This window comes from Egibacter rhizosphaerae, assembly GCF_004322855.1.
Classification (GTDB): domain Bacteria; phylum Actinomycetota; class Nitriliruptoria; order Euzebyales; family Egibacteraceae; genus Egibacter; species Egibacter rhizosphaerae.
Genome location: NZ_CP036402.1, coordinates 4,219,565 through 4,246,336, shown reverse-complemented (window position 1 = coordinate 4,246,336; position 26,772 = coordinate 4,219,565). Strand labels below are relative to the sequence as shown.

The window sequence follows — 26,772 nt, the reverse complement described above, 5'->3', positions numbered from 1 at the left end:
CGTGCGGGGCCGGCGCGTTGCCAGACCTCCTCGGACGCAGCGGCTGCGCCGGCGAGCGCTGAATCCTCCTCGGCCGTCGGCTCGGACATCAGCCGAGTTCAACTCGCGGGCCGCGACGCCCGCGAGGAACGAGTCGCACGAATATGGGGAACGTCCGGCTCGGGTCTGATCCGGACGTTCCCCACACGTGCGAGGCCGCTCAGGTCGGCCGGCTCACTCCGGGACCGCGCCGTCCCCGAGGCTGAACTCGGCGAACCGCCCGAAAGCGACCGCGGTCTCCTCGCCCACCGCGGCGGAGCCACCGGCGAGGCCGACGTAGTCCGGCGCCCTGGCAGTGAGGGCCGCCTCGGTCGCCGCGGGCACCGCGTCCGGCCGCGCGAGCAGGAGCGGTCCCCGTCCGGCCGCCACTGGCCCGGCGGCCAGCGCGTCCGCGAAGGTCTCGCCGCTGGCGACGAAGGCCCATCCGATCCCGGGGCCGACGCGTTCGGCCACGGCCGCGGCAGTCTCGTAGCGGTCTTCCCCATCGACGCGGGTCACCTCGGCACCGGTCTCCGCGACCTCCCCGGCGACCTCCCCCGACAGCGCGGCGGTGCCGCCGAGGACGACGACCTCGTCGGGGTCGAGACGGTCGAGTTCCGCTGCGGTGGCCTCCGGCATCCGGTCGGCGTGCGACAGGAGCAGTGGGGCCTGCTCGGCCGCCGCGCTGGCCCCGCCGCTCAGCGCGTCGGGGAACGCCTCGCCGGTCGCGAGGTAGACGGTTCCGACCTCCTCCGGATCCGGTGCGGTCGCCGCGCTGACCGCCGCGGCGGTCTCGTAGCGGTCCGCTCCGGCGAGCCGTTCGACAGGTGCCCCGACGGCCTCTCCGATCGCGTCGACGACCGCGTCGGCAACCGCCTCGCTGCCGCCGGCCACGTACACCTGTGCGGGCGCGAGTCGGGCGAGTTCCTCGGCGGCCTCGTCGGAAAGCTCATCGGCGGGGGTGAGCACCAGCGAGCCGCCGAGCGCCCCCGCGGCCGCACCACCGCTCAGGGCGTCGGGGAACGTCTCACCGGACGCCACCACGGCGGTCGCCGCTCCCTGCGGGCGCGACCAGCCCGACAGCGCCGCGGCGGTCTCGTAACGGTCGTCGCCCGCGACGCGTGCGACCCCCACCGTCGGGGCCTCCGACAGCACCGGGTGGAACCGTGGCGGCGGCTCGGTCGCGCACGTCGCGTCGATCTCGGCCTCGGGGTCATCGAGGAAGGAGGCCACGAGCTCGGCGCCGCACGGCCCGGCCTGCTCGGCCGGCGCGTGGGATGCCGACGGGACCTCGACGAGCTGGGCGTCCTGGGCGCGATCGGCGACGGTCTCGCCCCATGACGGCGGGGTGATGTGATCGAGGCCTCCGGTCACGACGAGCAGCGGCGTGTCGGTGTCGACCTCCGCGAACGGGTCCGGGTCGGCCGCGGGCACGTCCCAGACGTCGCACACGTCGGGGCCGATGAGGCCGAACAGCGGCGCGTGGGCGAATACCCCCACCGCTGCCGAGGCCCCGGCCGCGTCGGCGTAAGCCTCCTCGTCGGCGTAGGCGACCTCCTCGGCGCAGACGAACGACTGGAGCATGCCGAGGCTCTGCCCCGGGGCGCGCGGGTCGTCAGGGTCATCCGGCTGCGGGGGCAGCGGCTGGGGCGTGGTGAACCCGAGCAGGAGATCGGCGACGCGCGCCTCGGCCATCGCCTCGTACGCGGCGGGCTGCGCCCCCGGCGGCTGGTAGAAGAGCTGGAAGCCGAGGTTGGCCGCGGTCGTCGCGTCGAGCGCGAGTTGGTGCGGCTCGCCCCCCTCGGGGTCGGGCACGGTCTCGACCGCCGGCCCGTCGGCCAGGTCCTCGACCGCCGTGTCGAGGCTTCCCCGCGGTTCGGCGAAGCGCTGTGCGCACGTCGGATCCGCGGCGCACGCGGCGTCGAGGCGATCGAGGGTGTCGTCGAACGACGCCGGCAACTCCTCGTAGAAGGAGCGGTCGAGCGCCAGCGGCGAGGACAGCACGACCGCCGACCACTCGTCCGGGGCGCGGTCGGCGGCGGTGAGGGCGAGCTTCGCGCCGTAGCTCACGCCGTAGAGGGCGATCTGCGCCTCGGAAGGATCGGTGCCGGCATCACGGGCGAGCGCGGTGCGCAGCACCCGCAGGTCGTCGGCGTTCTGCGCGGTGGTGAACGCCGAGAGGTCGACTTCCTCGTCGAGGCGCTCGAAGCACGCCTCGAAGCTCGCGAGCGGGTCGGTGGTCTGGTGCTCCGACAGCACGTACGGCAGCACGCGCAGCTCCGGTGCCGCATCCTCGTGGCCGTCGGCCGGCGCGTGCACCCCTGCGGCCGGCGTGCTCACCCCTCCGGGCAGCGCGTCCATCACTCCGCCCGGCGCGCCCGCCCCTCCGGGCAGCGCGTCCATCACTGCGCCCGGCGCGCTCACCCCTCCGGGCAGCGCGCCCACCCCTCCGGGCAGCACGTCGGCGTCGACCTCGGGGCAGGCGAGGGAGGGCTCGCTCAGCCCGACGCCGCGTTGATCGACGAGTACGAGGTCGCGGTCGGCGGCCGCGTCCCCGATCAGCCCCTCGGGGTTCGCGGCGAGGGCCGCGAGCTCCGGGCCGACGAGGCGCCCACCCGGCCCGCCGGCCAGACGCACGAGGGGTTCGCGCGGCTCGTCGGCGTCGGTACGCACGATCGCGACCGCGAGATCGAGGCTCGCACCGTCGGGATCGGCGTGGTCCGCGGGCACCTCGAGCGTCGCGCAGTCGACGTCGGCGTCCGGCGGCAGTTCGATGTCCCAGCAGTCGGCGACCGGCTCGAGTTCGCCGTCCACGACGTCCTCCGTGCTCGCCGTGGCCTCGGCCCCGGCCAGTGCGAACGCGAGCCCCAACGCCGCGACGAGACCGACGAGGCAGACGAGGCGCGGCAGCGTGCGGGTGATCGACATGGGTCCTCCCGGGTGGTCGGCGGCGTGCCGGGCAGGGCCCGCGCCGCCCCGTCCCCCGTGCCCGCATGGCGTGGAACTCGCGACCGTACCCGCCCGAGCAACGGAGCCTACCGGACCTCACGACAGGGGTCGAGACGGATCCTGGAGTTACGGCGACGCATCGGGTCGTCCAACCGGGCAAGCCGTGCCGACCGGACGGTGTGAAGGCGGGTGATCGGGGCGGTCAGGAGGCAGCGGGCGAGGCGGCCGCGCGCGCGAGCACCCCGTTGACGAACCGCCCGCTGTCGTCGGTCGACAGCTCCTTGGCAAGTTCCACGGCTTCGTCGATCGCGACCGCGTCGGGCACCTCCGAGTGGCGGATCTCCCACAACCCGAGCCGCAGGAGGTTGCGATCGACGACCGGCATCCGCTCCACGCGCCACTCGACGGCATGGGCGGAAATGCCCGCATCGAGCTCGTCGCGCCGCCCGGCGACGCCGCGCACGAGCTCGCTCGCGAACTCGGGCGGTGGGTCGTCGCTGGCCTCGTGGACGGCCAGGACGTCGGCGGTCGAGTGATCCCGCACGTCCGCCTCGTACAGGATCGCGAGCGCGCGTCGTCGGGCGTCGTGGCGGCTGACCATGGCCTACGTCCGCGAGAGGTAGCTGCCGTCCCGGGTGTCGACCTTGACCCGGTCGCCCGGCTCGATGAAGAGGGGCACCTGCACCACCGCGCCCGTCTCGACGGTCGCCGGTTTCGTCGCGCCGGAGACGCGGTCGCCGGCGTGGCCCGGTTCGGATTCGGTGACCTCCACCTCGATGCTGGCGGGAAGGTTCACGTCGATGACCTGGCCCTCGTGGAAGACGAGCTCGACGCTGTCGCCGTCGCGGATCCAGCGGGTGGCGTCGCCCAGGCGGCTCTCCTCGACCGGGGACTGATCGAAGGTCTCGGTGTCCATGAACACCAGCTGAGTGCCCTCGCGATACAGGAACTGCAGCTGCCGGCGCTCGAGGATCGCCTGCTCGACCTGCTCGTCGGCGCGGAAGCGCTTGTCGAGCGTCTTGCCGTTGCGCACGTTCTTGAGGGTCGTGCGCACGAACGCCCCGCCCTTTCCGGGCTTGACATGTTGGAACGAGTCCACGCGCCAGATCTCACCGTCCACGACCAGGGTCATGCCGTTCTTGAGGTTGTTCGTGGAGACCATTCACGCGCTCCGCTCGCAGGTGATCAGCTCGGTCGTCATGGGGGTGAGGACCTCGGCGCGGTCAGGGCCGACCAGCACCGTGTCCTCGATTCGGATTCCCCGAGCCCCGGCAGGTAGACGCCGGGCTCGACGGTAATGGTGGACCAAGCGAGCAGTGTAGCGAAGGGATCGGGGAGCTTGCCCTCACGAGCGCCCGTAGGGACGGATCCACCCTCGGGCACGGACTCACCCGCAGGAACGTCCCGGCGAGCTTCGGGCTGCGCGGCTCGCAGGATCGGCGGTTCGTGAACCTCGAGCCCGACGCCGTGACCGGTCGGGTGCACGCAGGCCTCCGCGAGCTCGTGGCGTGCGAGCACGGCCCGGGCCGCCGCGTCCACCTCCCCCGGCACCGCTCCCGCCCTGGCGGCCTCGACGCCGGCCGCCTGCGCGGCGCGCACCGCCTCGTAGGCCGTCCGCAGCCTGCGAGGCGGCTCGCCGATCGCCACGGTGCGGGTCATGTCGGCGTGGTAGCCCGCGACGCGCGCACCGGCGTCGACGGTGACGAAGTCCCCCTCGGCGAGCACGCGGTCGCCCGGTTCGTGGTGCGGGTGCGCCCCGTTGGGTCCGCTGGCCACGATCGTCGGGAACGCGCGATCCTCCGCGCCGTGAGCCCGCAACGCGTGCTCCACCCGGGCGGCCACCGAGCGCTCGGACTCGCCGGGCTCGAGGGCCGGGAGCAGCTCACCGAGCACCTGCGCGGTGATCGCGCAGGCACGACGCAGGGCGGCGATCTCGGAGGCGTCCTTGCGCAGGCGCAGCCCTTCGACGAGGCGGCCCGCGGGTTCGACGGCCGCCGTCGACCACTGGTCGGCGAGCCGGCGGGCGCGCTCCCAGGTGAGGCCGTGCGCCTCGACGCCCAGCCGGTGCACGCCGGCGATGGCCTCGTCGAGCCAGTCGTCGCTCCGGTCGAGGGCCACCTCCAGCCCGGTCGCGGCCGCCCGTTCGGCGTAGCGCCCGTCGGTGGCGAGCACCGCGCGCCCGTCACGGTGCAGCAGCAGCGCGCCCGAGGAGCCGGCGAACCCGGTGAGCCAACGGACGTTGGGGGCACGGGTGACAAGCAGCGCGTCCAGGTCATCGAGCGCCTCGACGGCACGGGCACGGCGCGAGGCGTGATCCGCGGCCTCCTCGCCGTCGGGTCCCGGGCCCGCAGCCGGGTCGGACGCGTGCGAGGCAGCGGCAGTCACGACGCCTCGCCCCCGAGCGAGGCCCCATCCCCGGGCGACGACTCCTCCCCGGACGACGACTCCTCCCCGGACGACGACTCCAGTCCGAGCAGCGCTCGCGCGGCCTCCGCCGCCAGCCGGTACCCGACGAGGCCCGCGCCCGAGATCGACACGTCGGCGACCGGGGCGACGACGCTGTGGTGGCGGAACGGCTCTCGCGCGTGGATCTGCGAGAGGTGCACCTCGACGATCGGGACCTCGAGCAGCTCGAGCGCATCGTGCAGCGCCCAGCTGTAGTGGGTGAGCGCGCCCGCGTTGCAGATCACCGCGCTGGTCCCGTCGCGGCGCGCGTCGTGGACCCGGCGCACGAGCGCGCCCTCGTCCTCGTACTGGGCGCTGTCGGTGTCCGGATGGACCGCGCGCACCACAGCGACGGCGTCCGCGAGGGTCGCGGTCCCGTAATGGGTCGGATCGCGCGTCCCGAGCTGGCTCAGGTTCGGTCCATGGAGGACGAGCAGGCGCACGGCGGCTCCCGGGTGACGGGTCGGGCGGTGGGCGTGCCCTCGCGGTGAACCGACGGGTGGCGCAGGGGTTCGCCGAGGGCGGTCCGGGCAGTCTATGGTGCCGGGCGGACCGGGCGGTGGGCCCGGCCGTCGTCGGTGCGGTCGACGACTCGCGAAGCAGGTGGGGACATGGCGTGAGCGTCGAGCAGCGCGGAACGCAGGCCTCCGCCAACGCCGAACAGGACGCCACGCAGGCCTCGACAGACGCCGAACAGGACACGACGCGGGCGTCCACGAATGCCGACGCGCGCCCGGACCCCCTCACCCGGATGCGCGAACTGCAGGCCCTCACCCGCCAGATGGCCGAGACGCTCGACTTCGAGGCCGTCTTCGATCGGGTGTCGGAGGCGGTGCGCAGCCGCACCCCGGCCTCGGCCGTGTCGGTCTTCGAGGTCTCCGGGGAGTCGGCGGACCTGCTCAGCAGCGACCTCGACGAGGAGGGTCGCGGCGGGCAGCTCGCGATCCCGTTCTGGCGGGTCCCGCTCGACGCCTCGCTGGCGGCGCTGCTCGACCGTGTCCGCGCCGAGGGCACCGCCTGGGTCGACGACACCGAGGCCACGCCCGAACTGTCGGGTGTCGCCCACCCGGGGATGCGGTCGCTGCTGCTCGCCGGCCACCTTCCGGGCGGGGAGGCGGACTCCCCCAGCCCGCACCTCGTGGTCGTGGCGGCGAGCGACGAGCCAGGCGCGTTCGCGAGCCACCACGCCGAGGACGTGCTCGAGCTCGCGCACGTCACCGCGCTGGCGTTGCGCAATGCGCGCCTCTACGAGGACGCCCGCGCGGCCGCCGAGCGCGACGCGCTGACGGGCCTGCGCAACCGACGGGTGTTCTGGGACGCGCTGCGCACCGCCCTCGAGGACGCGACTCCCGAACGTCCCGTCACCCTCGCGGCCGTCGACATCGACGACTACAAGGCGGTAAACGATCGGTACGGCCACGCCGTCGGCGACCTGGTGCTCACCCACATCGCCGACCGGTTGGCCCGGTCGACACGGGAGACCGACGCGGTGTTCCGCTTCGGCGGCGACGAGTTCGCGATCCTGATGCCGGGGGCGAGCCGCGCGCAGGCGCAGACCGCCCTGCGCCGCTGCGCGCGGGCGGTCGAGCGGCAACGACGCGAGGACCTGCCGGCGGTGACGCTGTCCGCCGGGATGGCGGTGGCACCGGAGGACGCCGCGGAGGCCGAGGGGCTGTTCCGCGCGGCCGATCACGCGCTCTACGACGCGAAGGCCGCGGGCAAGTCCCGCCTCGCCCCCGGCCCGGGGCAGGCCTCGTGCGCGCTGCACGGCCCGGCGTCCTGACCCGCTACCGGGCGAGGGCCGCGACCGCCGCGTCCACCTGCGCGCGAGTGGGATCCGACACGAGCTCGGCGACGCCCGGCTCGCGGCAGAGCACCATGCGCACCCCGCCACGCGCCTTTTTGTCCCGACCCAGTGCCTCCCACACCCCGGCGGGATCGAGCCGCAGCCCGCCGGTCGGCAGCCCGAGCGAGTCGAGGAGCGCGACCGTGCGTTCGGTGAGGCCCGGCTGGCTCATGCCCATCGACTCGCCGACGCGGGCGGCGGCGACCATGCCGAGCGCCACGGCCTCCCCGTGGCGGTAACGCGCGTAGTCGGTGAGCGCCTCGATGGCGTGACCGATCGTGTGCCCGTAGTTCAGCAGGGCACGTTCCCCGGCCTCCCGCTCGTCTGCGGCGACGATCCGCGCCTTGACCGCCGCGCCCCGCACGACGAGCTCGGTCAGGACCTCGGGATCGCCAGCGACCGCGTCGTCGGGTCGCTCCTCGAGCAGCTCGAGCACCCGCGGATCGGCGATGAAGCCGTGCTTGACGGCCTCGCCGAGCCCGGCACGCAGCTCGCGGGCCGGCAGCGTCGACAGCGTCGCGGTGTCGGCGAGGACGACGCGGGGCTGGTGGAACGCCCCCACGAGGTTCTTGCCCTCGGGCAGGTTGACCCCCGTCTTGCCGCCGATCGCGGCGTCGACCTGCGCGAGCACGGTGGTGGGCAGCTGCGCGACGGCCACGCCCCGATGCCAGGTCGCCGCGGCGAACCCCGCGAGGTCGCCGACCACTCCCCCGCCGAGCGCCGCCACCAGGTCGTCGCGGCGCAGCGGCATTGCCGCGAACCGGTGGTACAGCATCGCGAGGGTGTCGAGGGATTTGGCCTGCTCGCCGTCGGGCACCTCGATCGTCTCCACACCGAGGCCGAGCCGCTCGAGCGCGGCGGCGGCCGACGCCCCGTGCAGCTCGCCCACGGTCGCGTTGGTGACCAGCGCCACCCGGGTCGCGTGGGTCGGCACGGGCAGGTGGTCGTCGAGGGCGTCGAGCACCCCGGCTCCGACGACGATGTCGTAGCCGGAGTCGGGCAGACGCACCGGCACGGTGGTGCTCACGTGTGCGCCTCCGGTCGTGGGCGGTCGGCGGCCGCGCGCGCGTCACGTTCGCGGTCGGCCGCCGCGCGCGCGTCCTCGTCCCCGTCGGCCGCCTCGGGCACGAGCGGTTCCCCATCGGCGGCCTCGCGCGCGAGGCCGGTCAGCGCCTCCACGATCGCCCCGACCGTCGCGCGCGTGCTGGCACCGCTGGTGTCGATGGTCACGTGCGCCGCCCCCGCGTGGGCGTCGGCGCGCTCGTCGCGCAATGCGGCGAGCCGCGCGGCGACGTCCTCGACCCCTTCGAGGAGCGGTCGACTGCCGTCGCGCACGCCGCGACCGACCCGGGAGGCCAAGGTGAGCGGGTCGCCATCGAGGAGCACAACGACCGCGTTGGCCCGCAGACGCTCCACGTTCTCGGCTCGCAGGATCGCTCCCCCGCCCACGGAGATCACGAGGCCCGTCCGCTCGCACGCGGCGCGGATCGCGTCCGCCTCGAGTCGCCGGAACTCCCCCTCGCCGTGGGCGGCGAACAGCTCGCTGACCGAGCGACCGGCCGCTTCGATCACGAGCTCGTCGGTGTCGACGTACACCAGCCCGAGTCGCGCGGCCAGCTTGCGGCCGGCGGTGCTCTTGCCCACGCCCATCGGCCCGATCAGCGCGACGTTGTCCGGCAGGCGCTGCCCCGGCCCATCCGCGCGGTGGACGTCGCCGACCACGGCGTCAGGCGGGGTCGTCGGCGGGCCGCTCCGCCGCGCGGTCGTCGGCGGGCCGCTCCGCCGCGCGGTCGTCGGCGGATGGCTCCGCCGCACGGGCGTTGGCGGATGGCTCCGCGGCGCGGGGCAGCGAGCCGAGGAAGGCCTCGAGGTTGCGGCGCACCTCGTCGAGCGAGTCGCCGCCGGTCTTCTCGAGCAGCGCGTCGGCGAGCTCGAGCGCCACGATCGCCTCGGCCACCACCCCCGCCCGCGGCACGGCGCACACGTCCGAACGTTGCGTGATCGCCTGCGCCTCCTCGCCGGTCTCGACATCGACGGTACGCAGCGGCTGGGTGAGGCTCGACAGCGGCTTCATCGCCGCGCGGACCCGCAGCGGCTCGCCGGTGGTGATGCCTCCCTCGAGGCCCCCGGAGCGCGAGGTCAGGCGCCGGTAGTCCCCCTCGGAGGCGACGATCTCGTCGTGCGCCTTGGAGCCGGGCACCTCGGCGGTGCGGAAGCCCTCGCCGACCTCGACGCCCTTGAAGGCCTGGATGCTCATCAGCGCCTGCGCGAGGCGGCCGTCGAGCTTGCGGTCCCAGTGCACGTGGCTGCCGAGGCCGACCGGCACGCCGTACGCGACGACCTCGACGACGCCGCCGAGCGTGTCGCGTTCGCCCTTCGCGCGGTCGATCCGCTCCTGCATGCGCTCGCTCGTCGCGCCCTCGGCGCAGCGCACGGGGTCGTCGTCGACGCGCTCCTGCTCACCGGGGCCCGGGGGCGGCGCATCCTCGGGCACGGCGACCTCGCCGATGCGCACGACGTGGCTGAGGACGCTGATGCCGAGCTGATCCAGCAGGCCCCGAGCGACGGCGGCGAGCCCGACCCGGGTGGCGGTCTCGCGGGCGCTCGCGCGCTCGAGCACGTTGCGGACCTCGTCGTAGCCGTACTTCTGCATCCCAACGAGGTCCGCGTGTCCCGGCCGCGGGCGGGTGAGGGGCCGCCCCCGACCGGTCTGCGCGACGGCCTCGGGGTCCTCGGGCGCCTCGACGGCCATGGCCTCGGTCCATTTCGGCCACTCGGTGTTGTGGATCACCAGCGCGACCGGGCTGCCGATGGTGAGGCCGTGCCGCACCCCGGCCAGGACCTGGAACTCGTCGGCCTCGAACTTCATCCGCGGACTGCGGCCGTGGCCAGCGCGACGCCGCTCGAGCTGGTGGGCGATCGCGTCGAGGTCGACGGGCACGCCCGCCGGCAGCCCCTCGAGGATGCCCACGAGCGCGGGCCCGTGGGACTCACCGGCGGTCAGGTAGCGCAGGGTCATGGGACGCAACGCTACCAGCGGGCGGGTGTGACCCGCGGCCTACGGGCCGGTGTGACCTGCGTGCCTACGGGCCGGAGTGACCCGCGTGCCTACTTGGTGATCTCCTCGCCCTCGCAGAGGGTCGTCGGGGCGTACTCGGCGAACTGCCACTCCACGCACGGCGGGTCGATCGCGAGGATCTCGAGCGCCCCGTCCGCGGCCGTGACGCCCTCGGTGAGGGTGTAGCCGCTGCCGTTCACGGTGAGCTCGACGCGGTCCTCGCCCTCGTCGTCGGTGTAGACGCTCTCGATCTGGATGACGGTGCCGCCCACGGTCACGTCGCTCGGCGGGTCGTCGCCGTCGTCCCGATCCTCGTCGTCGGAGTCGTCGGAGTCGCCGGGGTCGCCCCCGCCGTCGTCGCCGGGGTCGCCGTCACCGGTCCCGTCGGCCGCCGGCAGGGCCTCGCTCTCGGCCGCCAGCTGCTGGAACGGGTCGCGGGCGCTGAAGACCTCGAACGTCTCCTCCAGCGGCCCGTCGTCCTCGGGGGAGGCCTCGTCGCGCTCGTCGAACTCATCCGGGTCGTCGGGCTTGTCGGCCAGGAAGTCGTCGTCCTCGTCGGACGGCTGGACCTCATCGATCTCAAGGTCGTCGCCGTCCTCCTCGAGCCCCTCGGCGTCGGGGTCCTCGGCGTCGGGACCCTCGGCGTCGGGACCCTCGGCGTCGGGGCCCTCGGCGAGCTCGTCGGGCTGGTCGTCGGCCACCTCGTCACCGTCGTCGAGGACCATCGGCATCACGACGAAGACGCCGCCGAGCACGACGACCACGAGCGCGCCGAGCGCGATCAGAAGATTGCGGCTCATCGGTTCGCGACCTCCTCGTCCTCGTCGTCCTCGTTATCGAGGTCGTCCGGCTCGGCGTCGCCATCCTCATCGGCGTCGTCGAGTTCATCCTCGTCGAGTTCGTCCCCGTCCTCGAGGTCCGGCAGGTCGCCGGCGCCTTCCTCGCCCGGGTCGCCCGCGCTGGCGATGTCGACCACGGCGAACATCCGCCCGTTCCACGTGCCCCGGAGATCGGGGAAGCCGTCCTCGCCCTCGGTCAGGTTGACGGAGTCGACAAGCAGCGCACGGGCGACGTCCACCTCGAGCCTTCGGAGCAGGTCCACGAGTTGGAAGTAGCCGCCCTGCAAGCTCATCGAGACGTTGATCTCGGCCAGCGTCGTCTCGGGCTCGCCGGTGTCGGGTGCGTCCTCGACGGCGACCGGGTCGCCGAACGAGAGATCGCTGATCTCGACCCCGGCCGAGTCGGCGGTCTGCTGGAACTCGCGCAGCGCCGAGGGCTGCTGGACGCCGTGGGGGACGTACTCCTCGAGCCGGGCCAGCCGCGCCTCGTACTCGATCTCGTTCTCCTTGATCTCGCGCAGGTGCGCGATCTCGTTTCGCAGCTGCCCGGCCTCGGCCTCGAGCTGCGCGGTCTCCTCCTCGATCTCCTCGCGGTTCTCGGTCTGCGGCTGGTACAGGAAGAACCAGAAGCCCGCGCCGAGCGCGACCGCCAGGAGGCCGGCGATGATCGGTGCGCGTGTCCTCATTCCGTCACCTCCGCCGGCAGGCCGTCGGTGTAGCGGCCGGTCCGGGCATCGTCATCGAGGTCGATCGTTCCGCTGAAGGTGGTGATCTCGCTGTCGGCGCGCTCGTCCGCGGTGGCGGTCTGCAGGTAGCTGTTGAAGAACCCGCGCGCGCTCTCGAAGTCGATGAGCACCGACTCGACACCGGGGGCGTACTCCTCGATGGAGTAGCCGGTGACGGTCATCTCCCCGACGCTGTGGCCCGGGTCGATCTCGCCTTCCTCGGGCTCCTCGACGTCGTTGGCCATCGTGTCCAGCGACAGCAGCGAGGAGTCCGACGGGAAGGTGAGGGCGAGGTCGTTGAGGATCCGTGCCCACGAGATCTCGTCGCTCATCGCGGTCGCCAGGGTCTGGTTGCGGGCGTCGAGGCGTTCGGCGAGCTCGCGGTACTCCTCGAGCTCGGCGAGCTCGGCCTGGAGCTGTGAGACCTCGGCCTGGGCCGCCTCGCGCTCCTCCTCGGCGAGGCGCACCTGGTTCCAGCCGTGCCCGTAGACGCCGGCGAGCGCGAGGACGAACACCGCGAGGCCCACGTAGGAGCCGCGTGCGACGCGGCGCGCACGCGCCTGCTCGAAGAGGTCCTTGGGGAGGAGGTTGACGCGCACGCTGTTCATTCCGCGGCCCCCATGGCCAGGCCGATCGCGACCGCGAGGAAGGGCTCGGCCTCGTCGAGCTCCCCGGGGGCGGTCGGCGCCTTGTCGGTCTCGAGCTCGGCAGTCGGTCGCCCGCGGGTGACCTCGACGCCGAGCGCGTCGGACAGCTGGTCGGCGAGGCGCGGCAGGAGGCTGCCGCCGCCGGCGAGCATGGCCCGCCGGACCGGGATCGCCTCGACCTGCGCGTGGTAGTAGTCGATCGACCCGCGGATCTCGTCGACGAAGCGGGTCGCGCGCTCGCTGATGAGCGTGCCGACGTCGTCCTGCGGATCGTCGTGGTAGCCGTGCTGGGCCTTGAGCTGCTCGGCCTGCTCGAACGAGAGGCCGAGGCTCGCGGTCAGCGTCGACGTGATGTCGTCGCCGCCCATCAGCAGGATGCGGACGAACAGCGGCCGGCCGTTCTCGTGGACGATGAGGTTGGTCACCGACCCGCCCACGTCGATGAGCAGCTCGGCGCCCTCGCCGCCGATGAACTCGCTGCCGCCCATCGACCGCAGGACCGCGAACGCGTCGAGGTCGAGCAGTGTGGGCTCGAGCTTGGCGCGCTGCGCGACGTCGACGAGGGAGTCCACCATCGTGCGCTGCGCGGCGACCAGAAGGATGCGCGTGAGCGGTTCGCCCTCGGGTCCCTCATACTCGTCGAGGACCACGAAGTCGAGCACCGCCTGGTCGGTCGGGATCGGGATCGTGTCCTGCACCTGGAAGTCGAGCGACTCGCGGAGCTCGTTCTCCGGGAGCGAGGGCAGGTCCATCTGGCGGACGACGACCTGCTGGTTCGCGAGGCCGAGCGCGACCTTCTTGCCCTTGAGCTTGTAGGTGGACCAGAGGGTGCGAATCGCCTCGGCGACCGCCTCCGGGTCCTCGATCTCGCCGTCGCGGACCGCACCGGCAGGCAGGAGCACCTGTCCGAGCCGCTCGAGCTTCGGCAGGCCGCGGCCTGTGCTCACCTGCGCGGCCCGCACTGCGGTCGAGCCGATGTCGAGTCCGATCGTGGTGGCCATCGCAGACCTACCCCTTCGCTTCGTGCTGGCCGGACACACCGTTGAGTTGTCCCGGCTGGGTCGTCGCGGCGGCCTCGAGGAAGGCCGCGAGATCACCGCCGCGGATGCGGTAGTTCTTACCGACGCGGATCGCCGGGAGCGTCCCGGCCTTGATGAGGCGGTAGACCGTCATGGTCGACACGCGCATGTGCTCGGCCACCTCGGCGACCGTCCACAGCTGCGGGGGCTCCTGCCCCGCGTGTGCTGCCGCGATGTCGGCCATGGCGTTTTCCACTCCCTTCCTCGTCGGTGACGCGCCTCGTCGGCAGGAGCCACGCCGGCCACAAGAGCCACGTGCGCACCACATGCCACTGGGGGATCGCCCGCATCTGGTGCCCCACCCGCCTCACGGCGCGTCACTGAATGGGTCGGCAGGACTAGTCCCCGGCTTGAGGAGCGGGCGGAAGAGAACCACGCGCGTCGCCTGGCAGCACCCAGTGAGACCGTCGTGGGCTGTGGCCGCGACCGAACGCCTGGCACGTGGCCGCTATCCCTCGGGTTCGAGATCTATCCGCGTGTCGACCACGACACCGTCGCAGATCGTGAAGCTCAGCCGGCGGGGTTCAGATCGTCGTTGGCGCCGAGGCGCACGCTGTCCCGTACCGTCACGCGTACGGTCCGGTCCTCATGGGCGGCCTTGTCCTCGGCCTCCTCCAGCATCAGCCCGAGGTAGCTGCGACGTACCTGCGCGGCTCGCTGCTCGGTCGGCTCGTCCTCGGTCTACCGGTTGGGCAGCACCTCGTCCTGCTGTTCGGCGCGCTGTTCGGCGTCCGCGATCACCGACTCGTCGCATGGCACGTCGCGGGGAGCGCGAACAAGACACCAGCGCGAGGGATCGTCGACGGCCTCCTCCCAGGCGGCCACCTGTTCGGGCGTGGCGTCGATCACCTCGATCCGGCCGGTGCCCGTGGTCTCGTCACCCGCCCCGGAGACCGGCTGCATGCCGACCTCATCCGGCACCTCCACTCGGGACCCACCGAGTGAGACGCCACGGCCACCAGTCACGTTCCATCCAGCCGGATGACAGACCCGACCCGGTGTCGGCCGCAGCTTGGCGAGGCCCTTCTGTAGCTGGCTCGCACAACGGGCTGATCCACTACCGATCGCGGCCGGTGCCGCTAACCGCGGGCCACCACCCCCGCACCGCGAACTTTCGAGGAAGCGTAGTCGGCGCTCTCGGGGGCCTGGACGGGCTAGTGACGCGCGTGCACCACATCCAACTGGGGGATCGTCCGCATCTGGTGCCCCACCCGCCTCACGGCGCGTAACTGAATGGGTCGGCAGGAGTAGTTCCCGGCTTGAGTGGGCATCACCAGGAAACGCTATCGGGCGCGTCTTGGTCGGACGAGCCCTTCGCACAGCGGTTTCATCATAGAGCAGTTCCCGAACAGGAAAAGGGCGGAGCCGAAGCTCCGCCCTAATACTTGTGCGGGGATCGACTGGACCGACGAGCCCCGCACTCTTCAGTCAGTGTCGAGGAGACCACCAGTGGCGCTGTCGTACGTGACGACCACGTCGTCGTCCTCGCCGATCTGCTCGTGATAGGCCTCGATCTCGAAGGTGTTTCCGTCCACAGTGATCGTGAGCGAGACATCGGTGCTCACGGTGATGGATGCCACGCCCTCGTCTTCGTCCGCCTCAGCATCGCCGTCATCGTCGATGTGATGGACGCCCTCCGAGAGATCCTGACCAGTTTCCCAATCGGGGTAGGAGCCTTCCGACGTGTAGAAGGTTTCGAGAGCCACAGCAGCATTTCGGGCATCCGATTCTGCCGACGAGCGCCAGGCGGACTCCCGCTGGTTCAGGAAGACCGGGATCGCGATGGCGGCGAGGATGCCGATGATGATGACAACGACGAGGAGCTCGATGAGGGTGAAGCCCTCTTCCTTCTCCTCAAGACGCTTCCAGATTGCACTCATAGCGTTGCACCTCCGGTGCTCGCGCTCGGGCAAGTCGAGGGACGAGCACGCCCACAGGGGGCGCACGCCACGTCGTGTGGCGCGAGGCAGCCCGGCGAACCCGGATGACGTACAGGGTCCCGTGGCATTGCTGACCCGCCTCGCGGCGGGATCGCCCGTTCTGCACCCACGACTTGCAGATGACAGTGGGGATCTCGACGGCTCAACCCACGGACTTGAGAGATTTTTCACTCTCCGTAGTCTATCCGGGTCACGGTCGGGTTAGCTGCAACCGTCCGGGTCCTCGACCAGCGCGCCCGTCCCGCTCTCCCACTGCGCCACCGGATCGCCGGTGTCCAGCTCGGCGTGCCAGCCCGCCAGACAGAACTCCTCGCCGGTCACGACGTACTCGAGGCCGCCGTCGCCATCGTCGTCGACGGTCCCGTTGCTCACCCGCAGCACGGGCGGATCCTCGCTCGGCGCATCGTCGTCGACGAACGTCAACGCATCCGGACCACCATCGGGCGGGAGCTCGCCGCTCACGTCCTGGAGGCTGAAGACGGCCATCGCCGAGGAACGCACGTCGGCCTCAACCTGGCCCTCGCGGGCGGCGTCCCGCTGGGACACGAAGACCGGGATCGCGATCGCCGCGAGGATCCCGATGATCACCACGACGACCACCAACTCGATGAGACTGAACCCTTCGTCGCGCTGCTCCACCGCCACGATGCCCTCCTCCGCCGGGACACGCGGGCCCGCACGCGGGCACCAACCGAGCGGGGACGAAAGCAACCGGCGGGGCAGCCTCAGCCCCAGAGGCGGCCCCGCCGGTTCGTCCGAGCTCGGTTGCTCCCATGCATGGCCCGTATACAGGGATCTCGGCCGGTAGGCCCGCCGGCTTAAGCGCGAGACCTAATCCCGGGCGGCGTCCCCGGACATCCGCACGACCCCGGCGTCGAGCCCCGCCCCGCGCAGCGCTGCGCCGAGCTCGCGGGCGACGGCGCGCGCGTCGTCGAAGTCGGACTGCTTGATCCCGAGCCGCTCGGCGAGCGACTGCCGCGGTAGCACGCGCACCCGCAGGCGCGCGTCCGTGGGCAGGCCCACGAGCTGCCGCACCGTCGCGAACGCCGCGCGGTAGCCACCGAGTCGGTCGACGAGGCCACGCTCGGCCGCATCCGCCCCGGTCCACACCCGTCCACGGGCGTGCTCGTGGACCTCCTCGGGCGACATCGCGCGGCCCTCGGCCACCTTGCGCACGAACTCGTCGTACACGCGATCGAGGAAGGCCTGCACCTGCTCCCACTCGTCGTCGGAGAAGGACTGCTCGGTGGAGAACATCCTCGCGTGGGCGCCGCGCTCGACCGCGTCGGAGGTGATGCCCAGCCGCTCGCGCAGGCCCCGCAACACGAACTTGCCACTGACGACGCCGATCGACCCCGTCAGCGTGCCGTGGGCGGCCACGATGCGGTCCGCGCCCATCGCGACCCAGTACCCGCCGGAGCCCGCGACCGAGCCCATCGAGACGACCACCGGCTTGCCGGCCTCCCGCGCCCTGGCGACCGCTCGCCAGACGGCGTCGCTGGCGACCGCGGAGCCCCCGGGGCTGTCCACGCGGAAGCAGATGGCCCGGACCTTCTTGTCCCGGATCGCCTGCTGGAACCCCAGCGTCACGGTGTCCGAACCCATCACCGGGCCCATCATCGAGCGGCGGTTGCGCCCGGCCTGGATCGCGCCGTGCCCGTGCACCAGGGCGACCGTCGTGCGCCGCCCGGGGCGCAGCTGCCGTCGGCGCACCAGCGAACGGTAGGCCGCCAGGGTCGTCACCTGCGCCCCCTCGCCAGCGCGCTGCTTGCTCTCGGCGACCACCTCGTCCCGGTAGGCGAGCCGGTCCACGAGGCCGGCGTCCCGGGCCTCCTCGGCGGCGATCGGCGCACGGTCCACCAGAGCCGTCACGGCCTCGTGGGACAGCGAGCGATCCCCGCCGACCCCGGCGACCAGGTGCTCGTAGTGGCTCTCGACCATCCGGTCGGCGAACTCGCGGTGCGCGTCGGTGAACTCGCGGTGCGTCGCGACGTTCGCCGCCGTCTTGTACTCGTGACGGCGGTCGAGCTCCGGGCGCACGTCGAGCTTGTCGAGCATGTCGGCGAGGAACCGCTCCTCCCGCGCGACCCCGACCAGCCCGACCTCACCGGACGGTTGCAGCCACACCTCGTCGAACGCGGCCGCCACGAAGTACGACAGCGTGCCGTCGCCGGCCTCCCCGAAGCTCTGCGCGTGCGCGAGGGCGGGCTTGCCGCTCCGGCGGAACGCGGCCACCGCCTCGCGCAGCTCCTCGGCGTGTGCCCAGCTGGCCGCCGGCTGGTCGACCCGCGCGTGCAGCACCCGCACCCTCGGGTCGGCCGCCGCGGCCTCCAGGACCTCCAGGACGTCGCGCAGCTGCGGCCGTTTCGGCCCGGACAGGCGCCCCACCAGGCCGCCCGGGGGCGCGTCGGTCACGGGCTGGGACAGATCGAGCGCCAGCACGCGCGGCGGTCGCACACGGGCACGCAGTCGGGAAACGGGCACCGCACTCCCCCTTGCCAGTCAGACGAGGACGGCCCCGGCGACCGTCGAACCTCGGGGATCCTCGTCCGCCCAGCAGGCGTCTCGCAACCCGTCGCACCGGGCGATGCCCGAGGTTGACCCCGACCCTGCCCCCTCACTATCTTGCCCGGAACCTACCAGGGGGTTCGTAGCATCGCCCTGCTCCCGCAGCGCGTCGGGCCACGCGGCTGATCCGCGCTCGGCCCGCGCCCGCCTCGCGCCCCTCGCGGAGGTGCCCGGCCGCCCCGAGTCCCGGGGGCCGGTGACCGCCGCCTGCGGGGTGCGGTCCACGACACGGGTGGCTGGCCCCGATCGGACCAGCGCCTGACACAGAGGGGAGATCCATGAGCGCACGGCACCTGCTGCTCCTGTTGGCCGCATTCGTCCTGAGCCTCGCGATCGTCGCCTGTGAGGGCGAGCCGCAGGATCCCGACGCGGACCCGGCGGATCCCGAGGATCCCGACGAGGAGGCCGCGGAGGATCCGGACGATCCCGACGAGGACGACCCCGAGGACGACGACCCCGACGACGAGCCCGACGACGAGGCCGACGAGGAGGCCGACGAGGGGGGCGACCTCGTGGTCGGCACCACCGACGAGGCGTCGAGCCTCGATCCCGCGGCCGTGTACGACACGCAGTCGTCGCAGATCCTGTTCAACGCCGGCGAGACGCTCGTGGGCTTCGAGCCCGGCGAGACCGACGTGTCGCCCTTCCTGGCCGAGGACCTGCCCGACATCAGCGACGATGGCCTCACCTACACCTTCGAGTTGCGCGAGGGCGTCGAGTTCCACGACGGCAGCGAGATGACCAGCGAGGACGTGCAGTTCTCGCTCGAGCGCTCGATCAACATGAACCACCCGCTCGGGGCCGGGTTCCTGCTCGAGCACGTCGAGGAGATCGAGACCCCCGACGACTACACGGTCGAGATCACGCTGAGCGAGCCGAACGTCACGTTCCTCCCGCGGCTGGCCTACACCGTCGGCACGATCATCCCGGCCGACGGCGACTACGAGGCACCGGACGAGTTCCTCGACGAGGACGCCGAGGAGGAGGCCGACGACTTCGTCAACGAGGACTTCGTCGGCACCGGCCGCTACGAGATCGAGGAGTGGCGCGAGGGCGAGTCGATGACCCTCGTCGCCAACGACGACTACCACGGCGATCCGCCGGCCAACGACCGGGTGCGCATCCAGTTCTACCAGGAGTCGAGCCAGATGCGCCTGGCCCTGGAGTCGGACGAGATCGACGTCGCGTTCCGGGACCTCTCCCCCGACGAGCAGACCGACCTCGCCGACCTCGAGGGCGTGCAGGCGATCGAGGGCGAGGGCGCCTCGATCCGCTACGTCGTCCTCAACCCCGAGCTCGAGCCCTTCGACGACCCCGACGTGCGGCGTGCCTTCGCGGCGGCGATGGACCGCGACCGCCTCATCGAGAACGTCTTCCAGGGCTTCGGGGACCCGCTGTACTCGATGATCGCGACCGGCTTCGACGAGTACGAGCCGGAGTTCGAGCAGTACGACGACGCCGAGCCCGAGGACTTCATCGACGAGCCGGTCGAGCTCACGCTGTGGCACGAGACCGGCGACCACTACGGCCCGACCGAGCCCTCCTTCGCCGAGGAGATCTCCCGGATGCTGGAGGAGTCCGGGATGTTCGAGGTGCAGACGGACTCGAGCGAGTGGGCGCAGTTCCAGGACGAGGCGTTCGGGGCCGACCCGAACTATCCGGCCTTCCTGCTCGGCTGGTACCCCAGCTACTTCGACGCCGACTACTACATCGAGCCCTTCTACCACTCGGGCGGGTTCCTCGGCTTCTACGCCGACGACGAGATGGACGAGATGATCGCGGCGCAACAGCAGGTCGACGACCCCGACAGCGAGGAGCGCGCCGAGATCTTCGCCGACATCCAGGAGGTCGCCGTCGAGGAGACACCGCTCATCCCGCTCGTCGAGGAGCAGCCCGTCGCCTTCGCCCGGGAGGGCGTGAGCGGGATCGAGGAGACGATGGACGTGATGCAGATCTTCCGCTTCTGGTTGATCTCGCCGGGTGACGAGGGCGCGTAGCGCCGTCCTGCAGGATCCGCCGGGGCGGGCGCGCCACGTCCCGCCCCGGCGCCCGGCATCTCCGTCGTCGGCGAGGGGGTAGAGCCCGTGGGAGGCGGTTCGCTGCGCCGCTACGTGCTCATGCGCATCGCGCTGACCGTGCCGATGCTCCTCATCCTGCTCACCATCGTCTTCCTGCTGCTGCGGGTCGCGCCCGGGGACCCGATCGCGGCGACGATGGGCGACCGGATCTCGGCCGAGGAGCTGGAGTCGCGCCGGGCCGCCGCCGGTCTCGACGAGCCGCTGCTCGTCCAGTACGGCACCTACCTCTTCAACGCCCTCACCGGCGACTTCGGCGATCCGGTGACCGATCGGCGCACCACCACCGGAGTGGTCGCCGACACGTTCCCGGCGACGCTCGAGCTGACCGCGTTCGCGATGCTGGTGGCCCTGGTGCTCGGCATCGGGGTCGGCGCGCTGTCCGGGAGGCTGCGCGACACCCCGTTCGACGTCGGCGGGCGTCTGTTCGGGATAATCGTGTACGCCGCGCCCATCTTCTGGGTGGGCCTGCTCGGGCAGCTGTTCTTCTCGGTGCGGCTGGGCTGGTTCCCGACCGGCGGTCGGGCCACCGGCTTCGACGCGCCCAACCATGTCACCGGCTTCTACGTGCTCGACTCGATCCTGACCCTGGACCCGTCGGCGCTGTGGAGCTCGATCCACCACCTCATCCTGCCGGGCACCACGCTGGGCCTCGTGTTCGCGGGCATCTTCATGCGCTTCGTGCGGGTCAACATGCTGCAGACCCTGCGGGCGGACTACGTCGAGTCGGCCCGCGCGCGCGGCGTCGGCGAGCGGCCGGTCGTCTTCCACCACGCGCTCAAGAACGCGCTCGTGCCCGTCGTCACCGTCGTCGGCCTGCAGTTCGCCCTGCTGCTCGGCGGCTCGATCCTCACCGAGCGGGTCTTCTCGTGGCCGGGCCTCGGCCTCGCCCTCATCGACTTCCTCGGCGCCCGCGACTACGTCGGCGTGCAGGGCATCGTCACCTTCCTCGCGCTCGTGGTGGTGATCGTGTCGCTGCTGATCGACATCGCGAGCGCGCTGATCGACCCGAGGATCCGTCACTGATGGCCGCGCCGACGCGGAACACGGAGAGCGCCGTGGGCGCCGGGCGGGGGGCCGCGCTCCGCGCCCGGGCGAGCCACGCGCTGAAGCCGTGGCGGCAGGCCACCACCACCGCGAAGGTGATGATCCTCATCGGCCTCGCGATCGTGGTGGGCTTCCTGCTCATGGCGCTCGTCGGGCCGTTGCTGTCGCCCTACGAGGCGACCCAGTACCGGGAGGTCGCCGGCGATCCGACCAGCGAGCAGTTCGAGCGCCTGGCCGAGCCGTCCGGCGACCATTGGATGGGCACCAACCGCGACAACTTCGACGTCCTGGCGCGCGTGATCGGTGGCAGCCGCGTGGCGCTGGCCGTCATCGCCGTGTCGACCGTGATCGCGCTCGGGGTCGGCGTGCCGCTCGGGCTGCTGTCGGGCTACCGGGGCGGCCGGCTGGACCGGTCGCTGGTGACCGCGATGGACGCGCTGTACATCTTCCCCGAGCTCCTGCTCGCCATCGTCGTCGCGTTCCTGCTGCAGGACCTGCTCACGCCGGGGGTCGCGAGCGCGGCCGTCGCCGTGGGCCTCGTCTACATCCCGCAGTACTTCCGCGTCGTGCGCAACCACACCCTGAGCGTGAAGGAGGAGCCGTTCGTCGAGGCGGCACGCTCGCTCGGGGCGCGCGAGCGCACGATCGTCTCGCGCTACGTGTTCTTCAACGTGATCCAGAGCGTGCCGGTAATCTTCACGCTCAACGCCGCCGGGGCGGTGCTGACACTGGCGGCGCTGGGCTTCCTGGGCTACGGCGTCCCGCCGCCCGCGCCCGAGTGGGGCTACGACATCTCCCAGGCGACCCAGGACATCACGTCGGACGTGTGGTGGACCGCGTTCTGGCCGGGCATGGCGATCGTGACGCTGGTGACCGGCCTCACGCTGGTGGGCGAGGGCCTCAACGACATAATCAACCCGCTGCTGCGCGCCCGCGGCGCGGGCGGCGCGGAACTCGGGGCCGCGGCCCCGACCGAGCCCGCGCAGGCGGCCGGCGAGGACGAGGCCTCGGCCGAGGAGTCCCCGGGAGGAGGCACCGGTGAGCGCTGACCCGCCCGTGCTCTCGGTCTCGGACCTGCGCGTGGGATACCGCACGCCGCGCGGACCCCTGTGGGCGGTCGACGGCGTCGACTTCGAGCTGCGGCCGGGCGAGGCCCTCGGCCTCGTCGGCGAGTCGGGCTGCGGGAAGTCGTCGCTGGGTCGCGCGCTGCTGAACCTCATGCCGCCTGGCGGGCAAGTGCGCGGGCGGGTCGAACTGGCCCCTCGGGGCACGCACGAGGGCGAGGGGCCGGTCGATCTCGTCAACGCGAGCGAGCGGCAGCTGCGGCGGATCCGGGGCGAGCGCGCCTCGCTGGTCTTCCAGGAGCCCATGACGCGCCTGGATCCGCTCATGCGCGTGTCCGACCACTTCCTGGAGGCCATCCGGGCCCACCGCCCCCGCACGGACAAGCGGGAGGCGCGTCGCATGGCCGAGGCCGCGCTCGCGCAGATGGGCATCCCTCGGACCCGGATCGACAACTACCCGCACGAGTTCTCGGGCGGCATGCGCCAGCGCATCATGATCGCGCTGGGGATCGTGCTGCAGCCCCAGGTCGTGGTCGCCGACGAGCCCACCACGAGCCTCGACGTGATCGTGGAGGCGCAGATCCTCGACATCCTCGAACGGTTGCGCGAGGACGCCGACGTCGGTCTGCTGCTCGTCACGCACAACCTGGGGATCGTCGCCGAGACGTGCGACCGCGTCGCGGTGATGTACGCCGGCAAGGTCGTCGAGGTCGGCCCGGTGGACCAGGTGTTCGCGGACCCCGCGCACCCCTACACGAGAGGGTTGCTGCGTTCGACGATCTCGCTGGAGACCACGAGCCTGCACTCGATCCCGGGCGCGCCGCCCGACCTCGTCGACCCGCCGCCGGGCTGCCGCTTCGCGCCGCGCTGCCCCGACGTCATGAGCCACTGCACCGCGAGCGAGCCGGCGTACGCCGAGCCCGCACCGGGCCAGTACGCGGCGTGTTTCCTGCATCCCGGCGCCGAGCGCCACGCCGCCGTCGCCGAACGGGGGCGGGCATGACGGGGCGTCCCATCGCGAGCAGCGAACGGGGGCGGGCATGACCGGGCAGCCGGCAGAGACCAGCGCCGCCGACCGCCACGCCGCGGCCGTCGCGGGCGACACGCTGGTCCGCGCCGAGGACGTCCACACGCACTTCCCGATCCGGCGCGGCCTGCTGTCGCGAGGCAGCGGAGGCGCGGTGCGTGCCGTGGACGGGGTCAGCTTCGACATCGCCCGGGGCGAGACGTTCGGGCTCGTCGGCGAAAGCGGGTCGGGCAAGACGACGCTCGGGCGGACGCTGCTCGGTCTGGAGCCGGCGACGTCGGGATCGATCCGCTACGACGGGCGCGAGCTGGTCGGCTTGCGCGAGCGCGACCTCCGCCCGCTGCGGCGCGAGCTCGCGCTGATCTTCCAGGACCCCCACGCGGCCCTGAACCCGGCGATGACGGTCTGGCAGGGCGTCGGGCACCCGCTGCGGATCCACGGGCTGGCCACCAAGCGGGCCGACGTGCGCGCTCGTGTGGCGGCGATGCTCGAGCGCGTGGGGCTGACCCCCGCCGACACGATCCTCGACAAGTATCCCGAGGACCTGTCGGGCGGGCAGAAGCAGCGCCTGGTCATCGCCCGGGCCCTGATCACCGAGCCGAAGTTCGTGGTGGCCGACGAGCCCGTGGCCGCGCTCGACATGAGCGTTCGGGCCCGCGTGCTCGAGCTGATGCTCGAGCTGCAGCGCGACCTCGGCCTCACCTACCTGTTCATCACCCACGACCTCGCGACCGCGCGGTTCCTGTGCGATCGGATCGGCATCCTCTACCTCGGCAACCTCGTCGAGTGGGGCGAGGCCGACCGGCTCTTCGACGACCCACAGCACCCGTACACGCGCTCGCTGTTGAGCGCGGTGCCGCTCCCCGACCCGGCTCGGCGCAGCCGGGACAAGGAGCTGCCCGTCGGGGAGATGCCCGACGCGCAGACGCCACCGGCGGGCTGCCGCTTCCACCCGCGTTGCCCCGCCGCGTTCGAGCCGTGTGGCTGGGAAGGCACCGACCTCGTCGACTATTTCGAGCGACGCTGGACCGAGGTCGACACCGAGACGTTCGAGGCCGAGCTCGACGCAACGGGCGGGCTGCACGCTGCCGAGGTCACCCGCGAGCAGGTGCGTTTCGGATCCGGCGACACCGAGCGACTGGTGTCGTTGCTCACCGACCTGCAGCTACGGGAGGCGCATCCGCTGTTCCGGGCGGTGGTGGCGATCGAGCGGGACGGCGGCCACGTCCTCGTCCGCTTCGGCGAGGGGGCCGAACCGGCCCTGCAGACCGTCGCGGGGCGCGAGGTGGCCTGCCACCTGCACGGTCTGACCTCCCGCGAGCGCTGACCGGCACCCGCTCGCGACGGCAACGCCTGCCGGGGAAGCCGCCTTCACCCGGCGTATCCTGCGCTGGACGGGCGATGTCCGACCGACCCGGTCGGCCCTCGTGCGAAAGGCCGAGCGTGGGTAGCGTCGAGAGTGAACGACCCGCTCAGCGACCGAACGAGAGCCCTCGGTGACCGAAACTCCGCCCGACCCGAGCGCCGGTGTGCTCGCCGGCCGCTACGTGCTCGAAGAGCGTCTCGGCTCGGGTGGGGCCGGGATCGTGTGGCGCGCCCACGACCGTCGCCTCGAGCGCACCGTGGCGATCAAGGTGCTGCACGGGGACCTCGCACGGGACCCCGAGACGACCACGCGCTTCCGCGCCGAGGCTACCGCAGCGGCGAACCTCAGCCATCCTCACGCCGTCGCGGTGTACGACGTCGGCAGCGGTGAGGAACGCGACTTCCTGGTGATGGAGCTCGTCGACGGGGGGACGCTCGCGGACCTGCTCCCCCACAGCCCACTGGCGCCGGGCCTCGTCGCGGCCCTCGGCAGCCAGGTCGGCGGGGCGCTCGGGGCGGCGCACGCCCGAGGCCTCGTGCACCGCGACGTCAAGCCCGCGAACGTGCTGCTCACGCGGGAGGGGATCGCGAAGGTCGCCGACTTCGGCGTCGCCCGGGCCCTCGGCGACGCCACGTCGCACCTGACCATCCCCGGACAGGTGATCGGCACCGCCCGGTATCTCGCGCCCGAGCAACTGCGCGACGACCCGCTCGATGCGCGGGCGGACGTCTACGCGCTCGGGTTGCTCCTCCACCAGCTGCTCACCGGGAGCGCCCCGTTCGGGCACGGGACGACCGCCGAGATCGCGGTCCGCCGGCTCGGCGAGCAGCTGCCCGCGCCGAGCGAGCTGCGCGGCGACGTGCCGGAGGCGCTCGACGCCGCGGTGGTCCGCGCGACCCGCCTCGAACCGGCCGAGCGCTTCGCCGACGGTCACCGGCTGGCCGAAGCGTTGAACCCGCTCGCCGCCCCGCACGCGGCCCGCGACCTCGCGATCCTGCTGCGCACACGGTCCACGCCGGCCCCCGGCACACCGACCGCGTCGTTCGTCCCCACGACCGTCAGCACCGCATCCGGTGACGGGCCCGGCCAGCAGGATCAAGCCGTCCCGGGCGCAGAGGTGACCGCGCCGGAGCCCGCCTCCCACGACCCCGAGGCGACCGCACCGGCACCCGCCTCCCAGGACCCCGAGGCGACCGCACTGGCCCCCGCCTCCCAGGACCCCGAGGCGACCGCACTGGCCCCCGCCTCCCACGACCCCGAGGCGACCGCACCGGCGCAAAGCGTTGGGGCCTTACCGGGCTCGACTCCCGCCACTCGAGGAGGGGGGCGGCGTCCGGTGATCGCGGGGATCGCCACGCTGTTCGCCGTCGCGCTGCTCGCCAGCGGGGTGATCCTCGCTGTGACCCGTGAGCAGCCCGATGACACCGCCGTGCAGAGCGAGGGTGACCCGCCGGGTGCGGAGGCGCCCGCGAACGACGAGGGCGAGGCCGAGGCCGCCAGCGACGAGGAGGACGAGGACGAGGACGACGACGAAGACGACGGCGAAGACGAGGAAGACGAGGAAGACGAGGAAGACGAGCCGACGGCTGTGGAGATCGTCGGCGCAGGCGACCACGATCCCTTCGGCAGCGGGGAGGAGTTCCCCGGTGATGTGATGAACGCGGTCGATGGCAACCCCGACACGACGTGGCAGACCCACGGCTACCGGGGGGATCCCGCCCTCGGCGGCCTGAAGCCGGGGGTCGGGGTCTGGTTCGAGCTCGACGAGGCCGCCCCGGTCAGTGAGGTCGCGCTGTCCACCAGCGCCGGGTCGTCGTTCGATGTCTACGCGGGCGCGGAACCCCCCGGCGCCGGGGAGGCTCCCGAGGACTGGGGGGTCTCGGTGACGAGCGTCGCCGATGCCGACGGGACCACGACCCTCGAGCTCGACGACGAGGCCGAGGAGCGCGTGTGGCTCGTCTGGTTCACGTCGCTGCCCGACGACGGCGGCGCGTTCCGGGCCGAGCTCGCCGATGTCGAGTTCCGGGCGCGTTGACCGACCTCGTTCTCCAGTAGGAACGTCAACGCAGCGTGAGCCCT

At 72.6% G+C, this 26,772-nt stretch carries 24 protein-coding genes; 7 read left to right on the top strand and 17 right to left on the bottom strand.

Annotated elements, in window-relative coordinates; translation table 11 throughout:
• Nucleotides 1-213: 213 nt before the first annotated feature.
• The 5 genes from ER308_RS19465 to ER308_RS19445 all read right to left on the bottom strand — a co-directional run bounded on the left by ER308_RS19465 (nucleotide 214) and on the right by ER308_RS19445 (nucleotide 5,855).
• The gene (locus ER308_RS19465; RefSeq protein ID WP_131156526.1) at nucleotides 214-2,946 is read right to left on the bottom strand and encodes an alpha/beta fold hydrolase; all 2,733 of its coding nucleotides are present in this window, start codon (nucleotides 2,944-2,946) and stop codon (nucleotides 214-216) included.
• Between the two features lie 223 nt (nucleotides 2,947-3,169).
• Entirely contained in the window at nucleotides 3,170-3,568 is a 399-nt protein-coding gene (nusB, locus tag ER308_RS19460; protein ID WP_131156525.1) for a transcription antitermination factor NusB, read from the bottom strand.
• 3 nt (nucleotides 3,569-3,571) lie between these two features.
• Entirely contained in the window at nucleotides 3,572-4,129 is a 558-nt protein-coding gene (gene efp / locus ER308_RS19455) for an elongation factor P (protein WP_131156524.1), read from the bottom strand.
• Between the two features lie 35 nt (nucleotides 4,130-4,164).
• On the bottom strand, nucleotides 4,165-5,352 hold the full coding sequence (locus tag ER308_RS19450) for a M24 family metallopeptidase (RefSeq protein ID WP_131156523.1): 1,188 nt from the start codon (nucleotides 5,350-5,352) through the stop codon (nucleotides 4,165-4,167).
• Nucleotides 5,349-5,855, bottom strand: coding sequence for a type II 3-dehydroquinate dehydratase (locus ER308_RS19445; protein ID WP_131156522.1), 507 nt, complete (start codon nucleotides 5,853-5,855; stop codon nucleotides 5,349-5,351). Before ER308_RS19445 ends, ER308_RS19450 begins: the two co-directional genes overlap by 4 nt.
• Nucleotides 5,856-6,028: 173 nt before the next feature.
• Between ER308_RS19445 and ER308_RS19440 the strand changes: the two genes are divergently transcribed.
• Nucleotides 6,029-7,195: a GGDEF domain-containing protein gene (locus tag ER308_RS19440; protein ID WP_131156521.1), complete on the top strand. Its 1,167-nt coding sequence runs from the start codon at nucleotides 6,029-6,031 to the stop codon at nucleotides 7,193-7,195.
• A gap of 4 nt (nucleotides 7,196-7,199) precedes the next feature.
• On the opposite strand, the gene aroB is transcribed toward ER308_RS19440, so the two are convergent.
• From aroB to sppA, 12 genes are all read right to left on the bottom strand, one after another.
• A complete protein-coding gene (gene aroB, locus ER308_RS19435; RefSeq protein ID WP_131156520.1) occupies nucleotides 7,200-8,285 on the bottom strand; it encodes a 3-dehydroquinate synthase in 1,086 nt (361 codons plus the stop codon).
• Complete coding sequence (locus ER308_RS19430; protein ID WP_131156519.1) at nucleotides 8,282-8,980, bottom strand: shikimate kinase; 699 nt, start codon at nucleotides 8,978-8,980, stop codon at nucleotides 8,282-8,284. Before ER308_RS19430 ends, aroB begins: the two co-directional genes overlap by 4 nt.
• Before the next feature lie 4 nt (nucleotides 8,981-8,984).
• Entirely contained in the window at nucleotides 8,985-10,277 is a 1,293-nt protein-coding gene (gene aroC, locus ER308_RS19425) for a chorismate synthase (RefSeq protein ID WP_131156518.1), read from the bottom strand.
• 89 nt (nucleotides 10,278-10,366) lie between these two features.
• The gene (locus ER308_RS19420) at nucleotides 10,367-11,116 is read right to left on the bottom strand and encodes a hypothetical protein (protein WP_131156517.1); all 750 of its coding nucleotides are present in this window, start codon (nucleotides 11,114-11,116) and stop codon (nucleotides 10,367-10,369) included.
• Entirely contained in the window at nucleotides 11,113-11,841 is a 729-nt protein-coding gene (locus tag ER308_RS19415) for a type IV pilus inner membrane component PilO (protein WP_131156516.1), read from the bottom strand. Before ER308_RS19415 ends, ER308_RS19420 begins: the two co-directional genes overlap by 4 nt.
• Nucleotides 11,838-12,488: a hypothetical protein gene (locus tag ER308_RS19410; protein WP_131156515.1), complete on the bottom strand. Its 651-nt coding sequence runs from the start codon at nucleotides 12,486-12,488 to the stop codon at nucleotides 11,838-11,840. The genes ER308_RS19415 and ER308_RS19410 overlap by 4 nt, the downstream gene beginning before the upstream one ends.
• Nucleotides 12,485-13,528, bottom strand: a complete 1,044-nt coding sequence (gene pilM, locus ER308_RS19405; RefSeq protein ID WP_131156514.1) for a type IV pilus assembly protein PilM — start codon at nucleotides 13,526-13,528, stop codon at nucleotides 12,485-12,487. Before pilM ends, ER308_RS19410 begins: the two co-directional genes overlap by 4 nt.
• A 7-nt stretch (nucleotides 13,529-13,535) precedes the next feature.
• Entirely contained in the window at nucleotides 13,536-13,790 is a 255-nt protein-coding gene (locus tag ER308_RS19400) for a helix-turn-helix domain-containing protein (protein WP_131156513.1), read from the bottom strand.
• 497 nt (nucleotides 13,791-14,287) lie between these two features.
• Nucleotides 14,288-14,509, bottom strand: a complete 222-nt coding sequence (locus ER308_RS19395) for a hypothetical protein (protein ID WP_131156512.1) — start codon at nucleotides 14,507-14,509, stop codon at nucleotides 14,288-14,290.
• A 521-nt stretch (nucleotides 14,510-15,030) separates the two neighbouring features.
• On the bottom strand, nucleotides 15,031-15,486 hold the full coding sequence (locus ER308_RS22955; RefSeq protein WP_131156511.1) for a type IV pilin protein: 456 nt from the start codon (nucleotides 15,484-15,486) through the stop codon (nucleotides 15,031-15,033).
• A gap of 261 nt (nucleotides 15,487-15,747) precedes the next feature.
• Nucleotides 15,748-16,191: a prepilin-type N-terminal cleavage/methylation domain-containing protein gene (locus ER308_RS19385; protein ID WP_205745746.1), complete on the bottom strand. Its 444-nt coding sequence runs from the start codon at nucleotides 16,189-16,191 to the stop codon at nucleotides 15,748-15,750.
• Nucleotides 16,192-16,377: 186 nt separating this feature from the next.
• Nucleotides 16,378-18,030, bottom strand: a complete 1,653-nt coding sequence (gene sppA / locus ER308_RS19380) for a signal peptide peptidase SppA (RefSeq protein WP_131156510.1) — start codon at nucleotides 18,028-18,030, stop codon at nucleotides 16,378-16,380.
• A gap of 362 nt (nucleotides 18,031-18,392) precedes the next feature.
• On the opposite strand from sppA, the gene ER308_RS19375 reads away from it, so the two are divergent.
• From ER308_RS19375 to ER308_RS19350, 6 genes are all read left to right on the top strand, one after another.
• Nucleotides 18,393-20,111, top strand: coding sequence for an ABC transporter substrate-binding protein (locus tag ER308_RS19375; RefSeq protein ID WP_131156509.1), 1,719 nt, complete (start codon nucleotides 18,393-18,395; stop codon nucleotides 20,109-20,111).
• Between the two features lie 87 nt (nucleotides 20,112-20,198).
• On the top strand, nucleotides 20,199-21,215 hold the full coding sequence (locus ER308_RS19370) for an ABC transporter permease (RefSeq protein WP_205745745.1): 1,017 nt from the start codon (nucleotides 20,199-20,201) through the stop codon (nucleotides 21,213-21,215).
• A complete protein-coding gene (locus ER308_RS19365; protein WP_131156508.1) occupies nucleotides 21,215-22,285 on the top strand; it encodes an ABC transporter permease in 1,071 nt (356 codons plus the stop codon). Before ER308_RS19370 ends, ER308_RS19365 begins: the two co-directional genes overlap by 1 nt.
• Nucleotides 22,275-23,303, top strand: coding sequence for an ABC transporter ATP-binding protein (locus ER308_RS19360; protein WP_131156507.1), 1,029 nt, complete (start codon nucleotides 22,275-22,277; stop codon nucleotides 23,301-23,303). The genes ER308_RS19365 and ER308_RS19360 overlap by 11 nt, the downstream gene beginning before the upstream one ends.
• Nucleotides 23,304-23,340: 37 nt before the next feature.
• Entirely contained in the window at nucleotides 23,341-24,654 is a 1,314-nt protein-coding gene (locus ER308_RS19355; protein ID WP_131156506.1) for an ABC transporter ATP-binding protein, read from the top strand.
• Between the two features lie 169 nt (nucleotides 24,655-24,823).
• Nucleotides 24,824-26,728 carry a serine/threonine-protein kinase gene (locus ER308_RS19350; protein ID WP_131156505.1) on the top strand — a complete coding sequence of 635 codons (1,905 nt, stop codon included), beginning with the start codon at nucleotides 24,824-24,826 and terminating at the stop codon, nucleotides 26,726-26,728.
• Nucleotides 26,729-26,772 lie beyond the last annotated feature (44 nt).

Bases quoted from the DNA above. Each gene is read 5' to 3' on its own strand.
- ER308_RS19465 (WP_131156526.1), bottom strand. From the start codon at position 2,946: ATGTCGATCACCCGCACGCTGCCGCGCCTCGTCTGCCTCGTCGGTCTC.
- nusB (WP_131156525.1), bottom strand. From the start codon at position 3,568: ATGGTCAGCCGCCACGACGCCCGACGACGCGCGCTCGCGATCCTGTAC.
- efp (WP_131156524.1), bottom strand. From the start codon at position 4,129: ATGGTCTCCACGAACAACCTCAAGAACGGCATGACCCTGGTCGTGGAC.
- aroC (WP_131156518.1), bottom strand. From the start codon at position 10,277: ATGACCCTGCGCTACCTGACCGCCGGTGAGTCCCACGGGCCCGCGCTC.
- ER308_RS19420 (WP_131156517.1), bottom strand. From the start codon at position 11,116: ATGAGCCGCAATCTTCTGATCGCGCTCGGCGCGCTCGTGGTCGTCGTG.
- ER308_RS19415 (WP_131156516.1), bottom strand. From the start codon at position 11,841: ATGAGGACACGCGCACCGATCATCGCCGGCCTCCTGGCGGTCGCGCTC.
- ER308_RS19410 (WP_131156515.1), bottom strand. From the start codon at position 12,488: ATGAACAGCGTGCGCGTCAACCTCCTCCCCAAGGACCTCTTCGAGCAG.
- pilM (WP_131156514.1), bottom strand. From the start codon at position 13,528: ATGGCCACCACGATCGGACTCGACATCGGCTCGACCGCAGTGCGGGCC.
- ER308_RS19400 (WP_131156513.1), bottom strand. From the start codon at position 13,790: ATGGCCGACATCGCGGCAGCACACGCGGGGCAGGAGCCCCCGCAGCTG.
- ER308_RS19395 (WP_131156512.1), bottom strand. From the start codon at position 14,509: ATGCAGCCGGTCTCCGGGGCGGGTGACGAGACCACGGGCACCGGCCGG.
- ER308_RS22955 (WP_131156511.1), bottom strand. From the start codon at position 15,486: ATGAGTGCAATCTGGAAGCGTCTTGAGGAGAAGGAAGAGGGCTTCACC.
- ER308_RS19375 (WP_131156509.1), top strand. From the start codon at position 18,393: ATGAGCGCACGGCACCTGCTGCTCCTGTTGGCCGCATTCGTCCTGAGC.
- ER308_RS19365 (WP_131156508.1), top strand. From the start codon at position 21,215: ATGGCCGCGCCGACGCGGAACACGGAGAGCGCCGTGGGCGCCGGGCGG.
- ER308_RS19355 (WP_131156506.1), top strand. From the start codon at position 23,341: ATGACCGGGCAGCCGGCAGAGACCAGCGCCGCCGACCGCCACGCCGCG.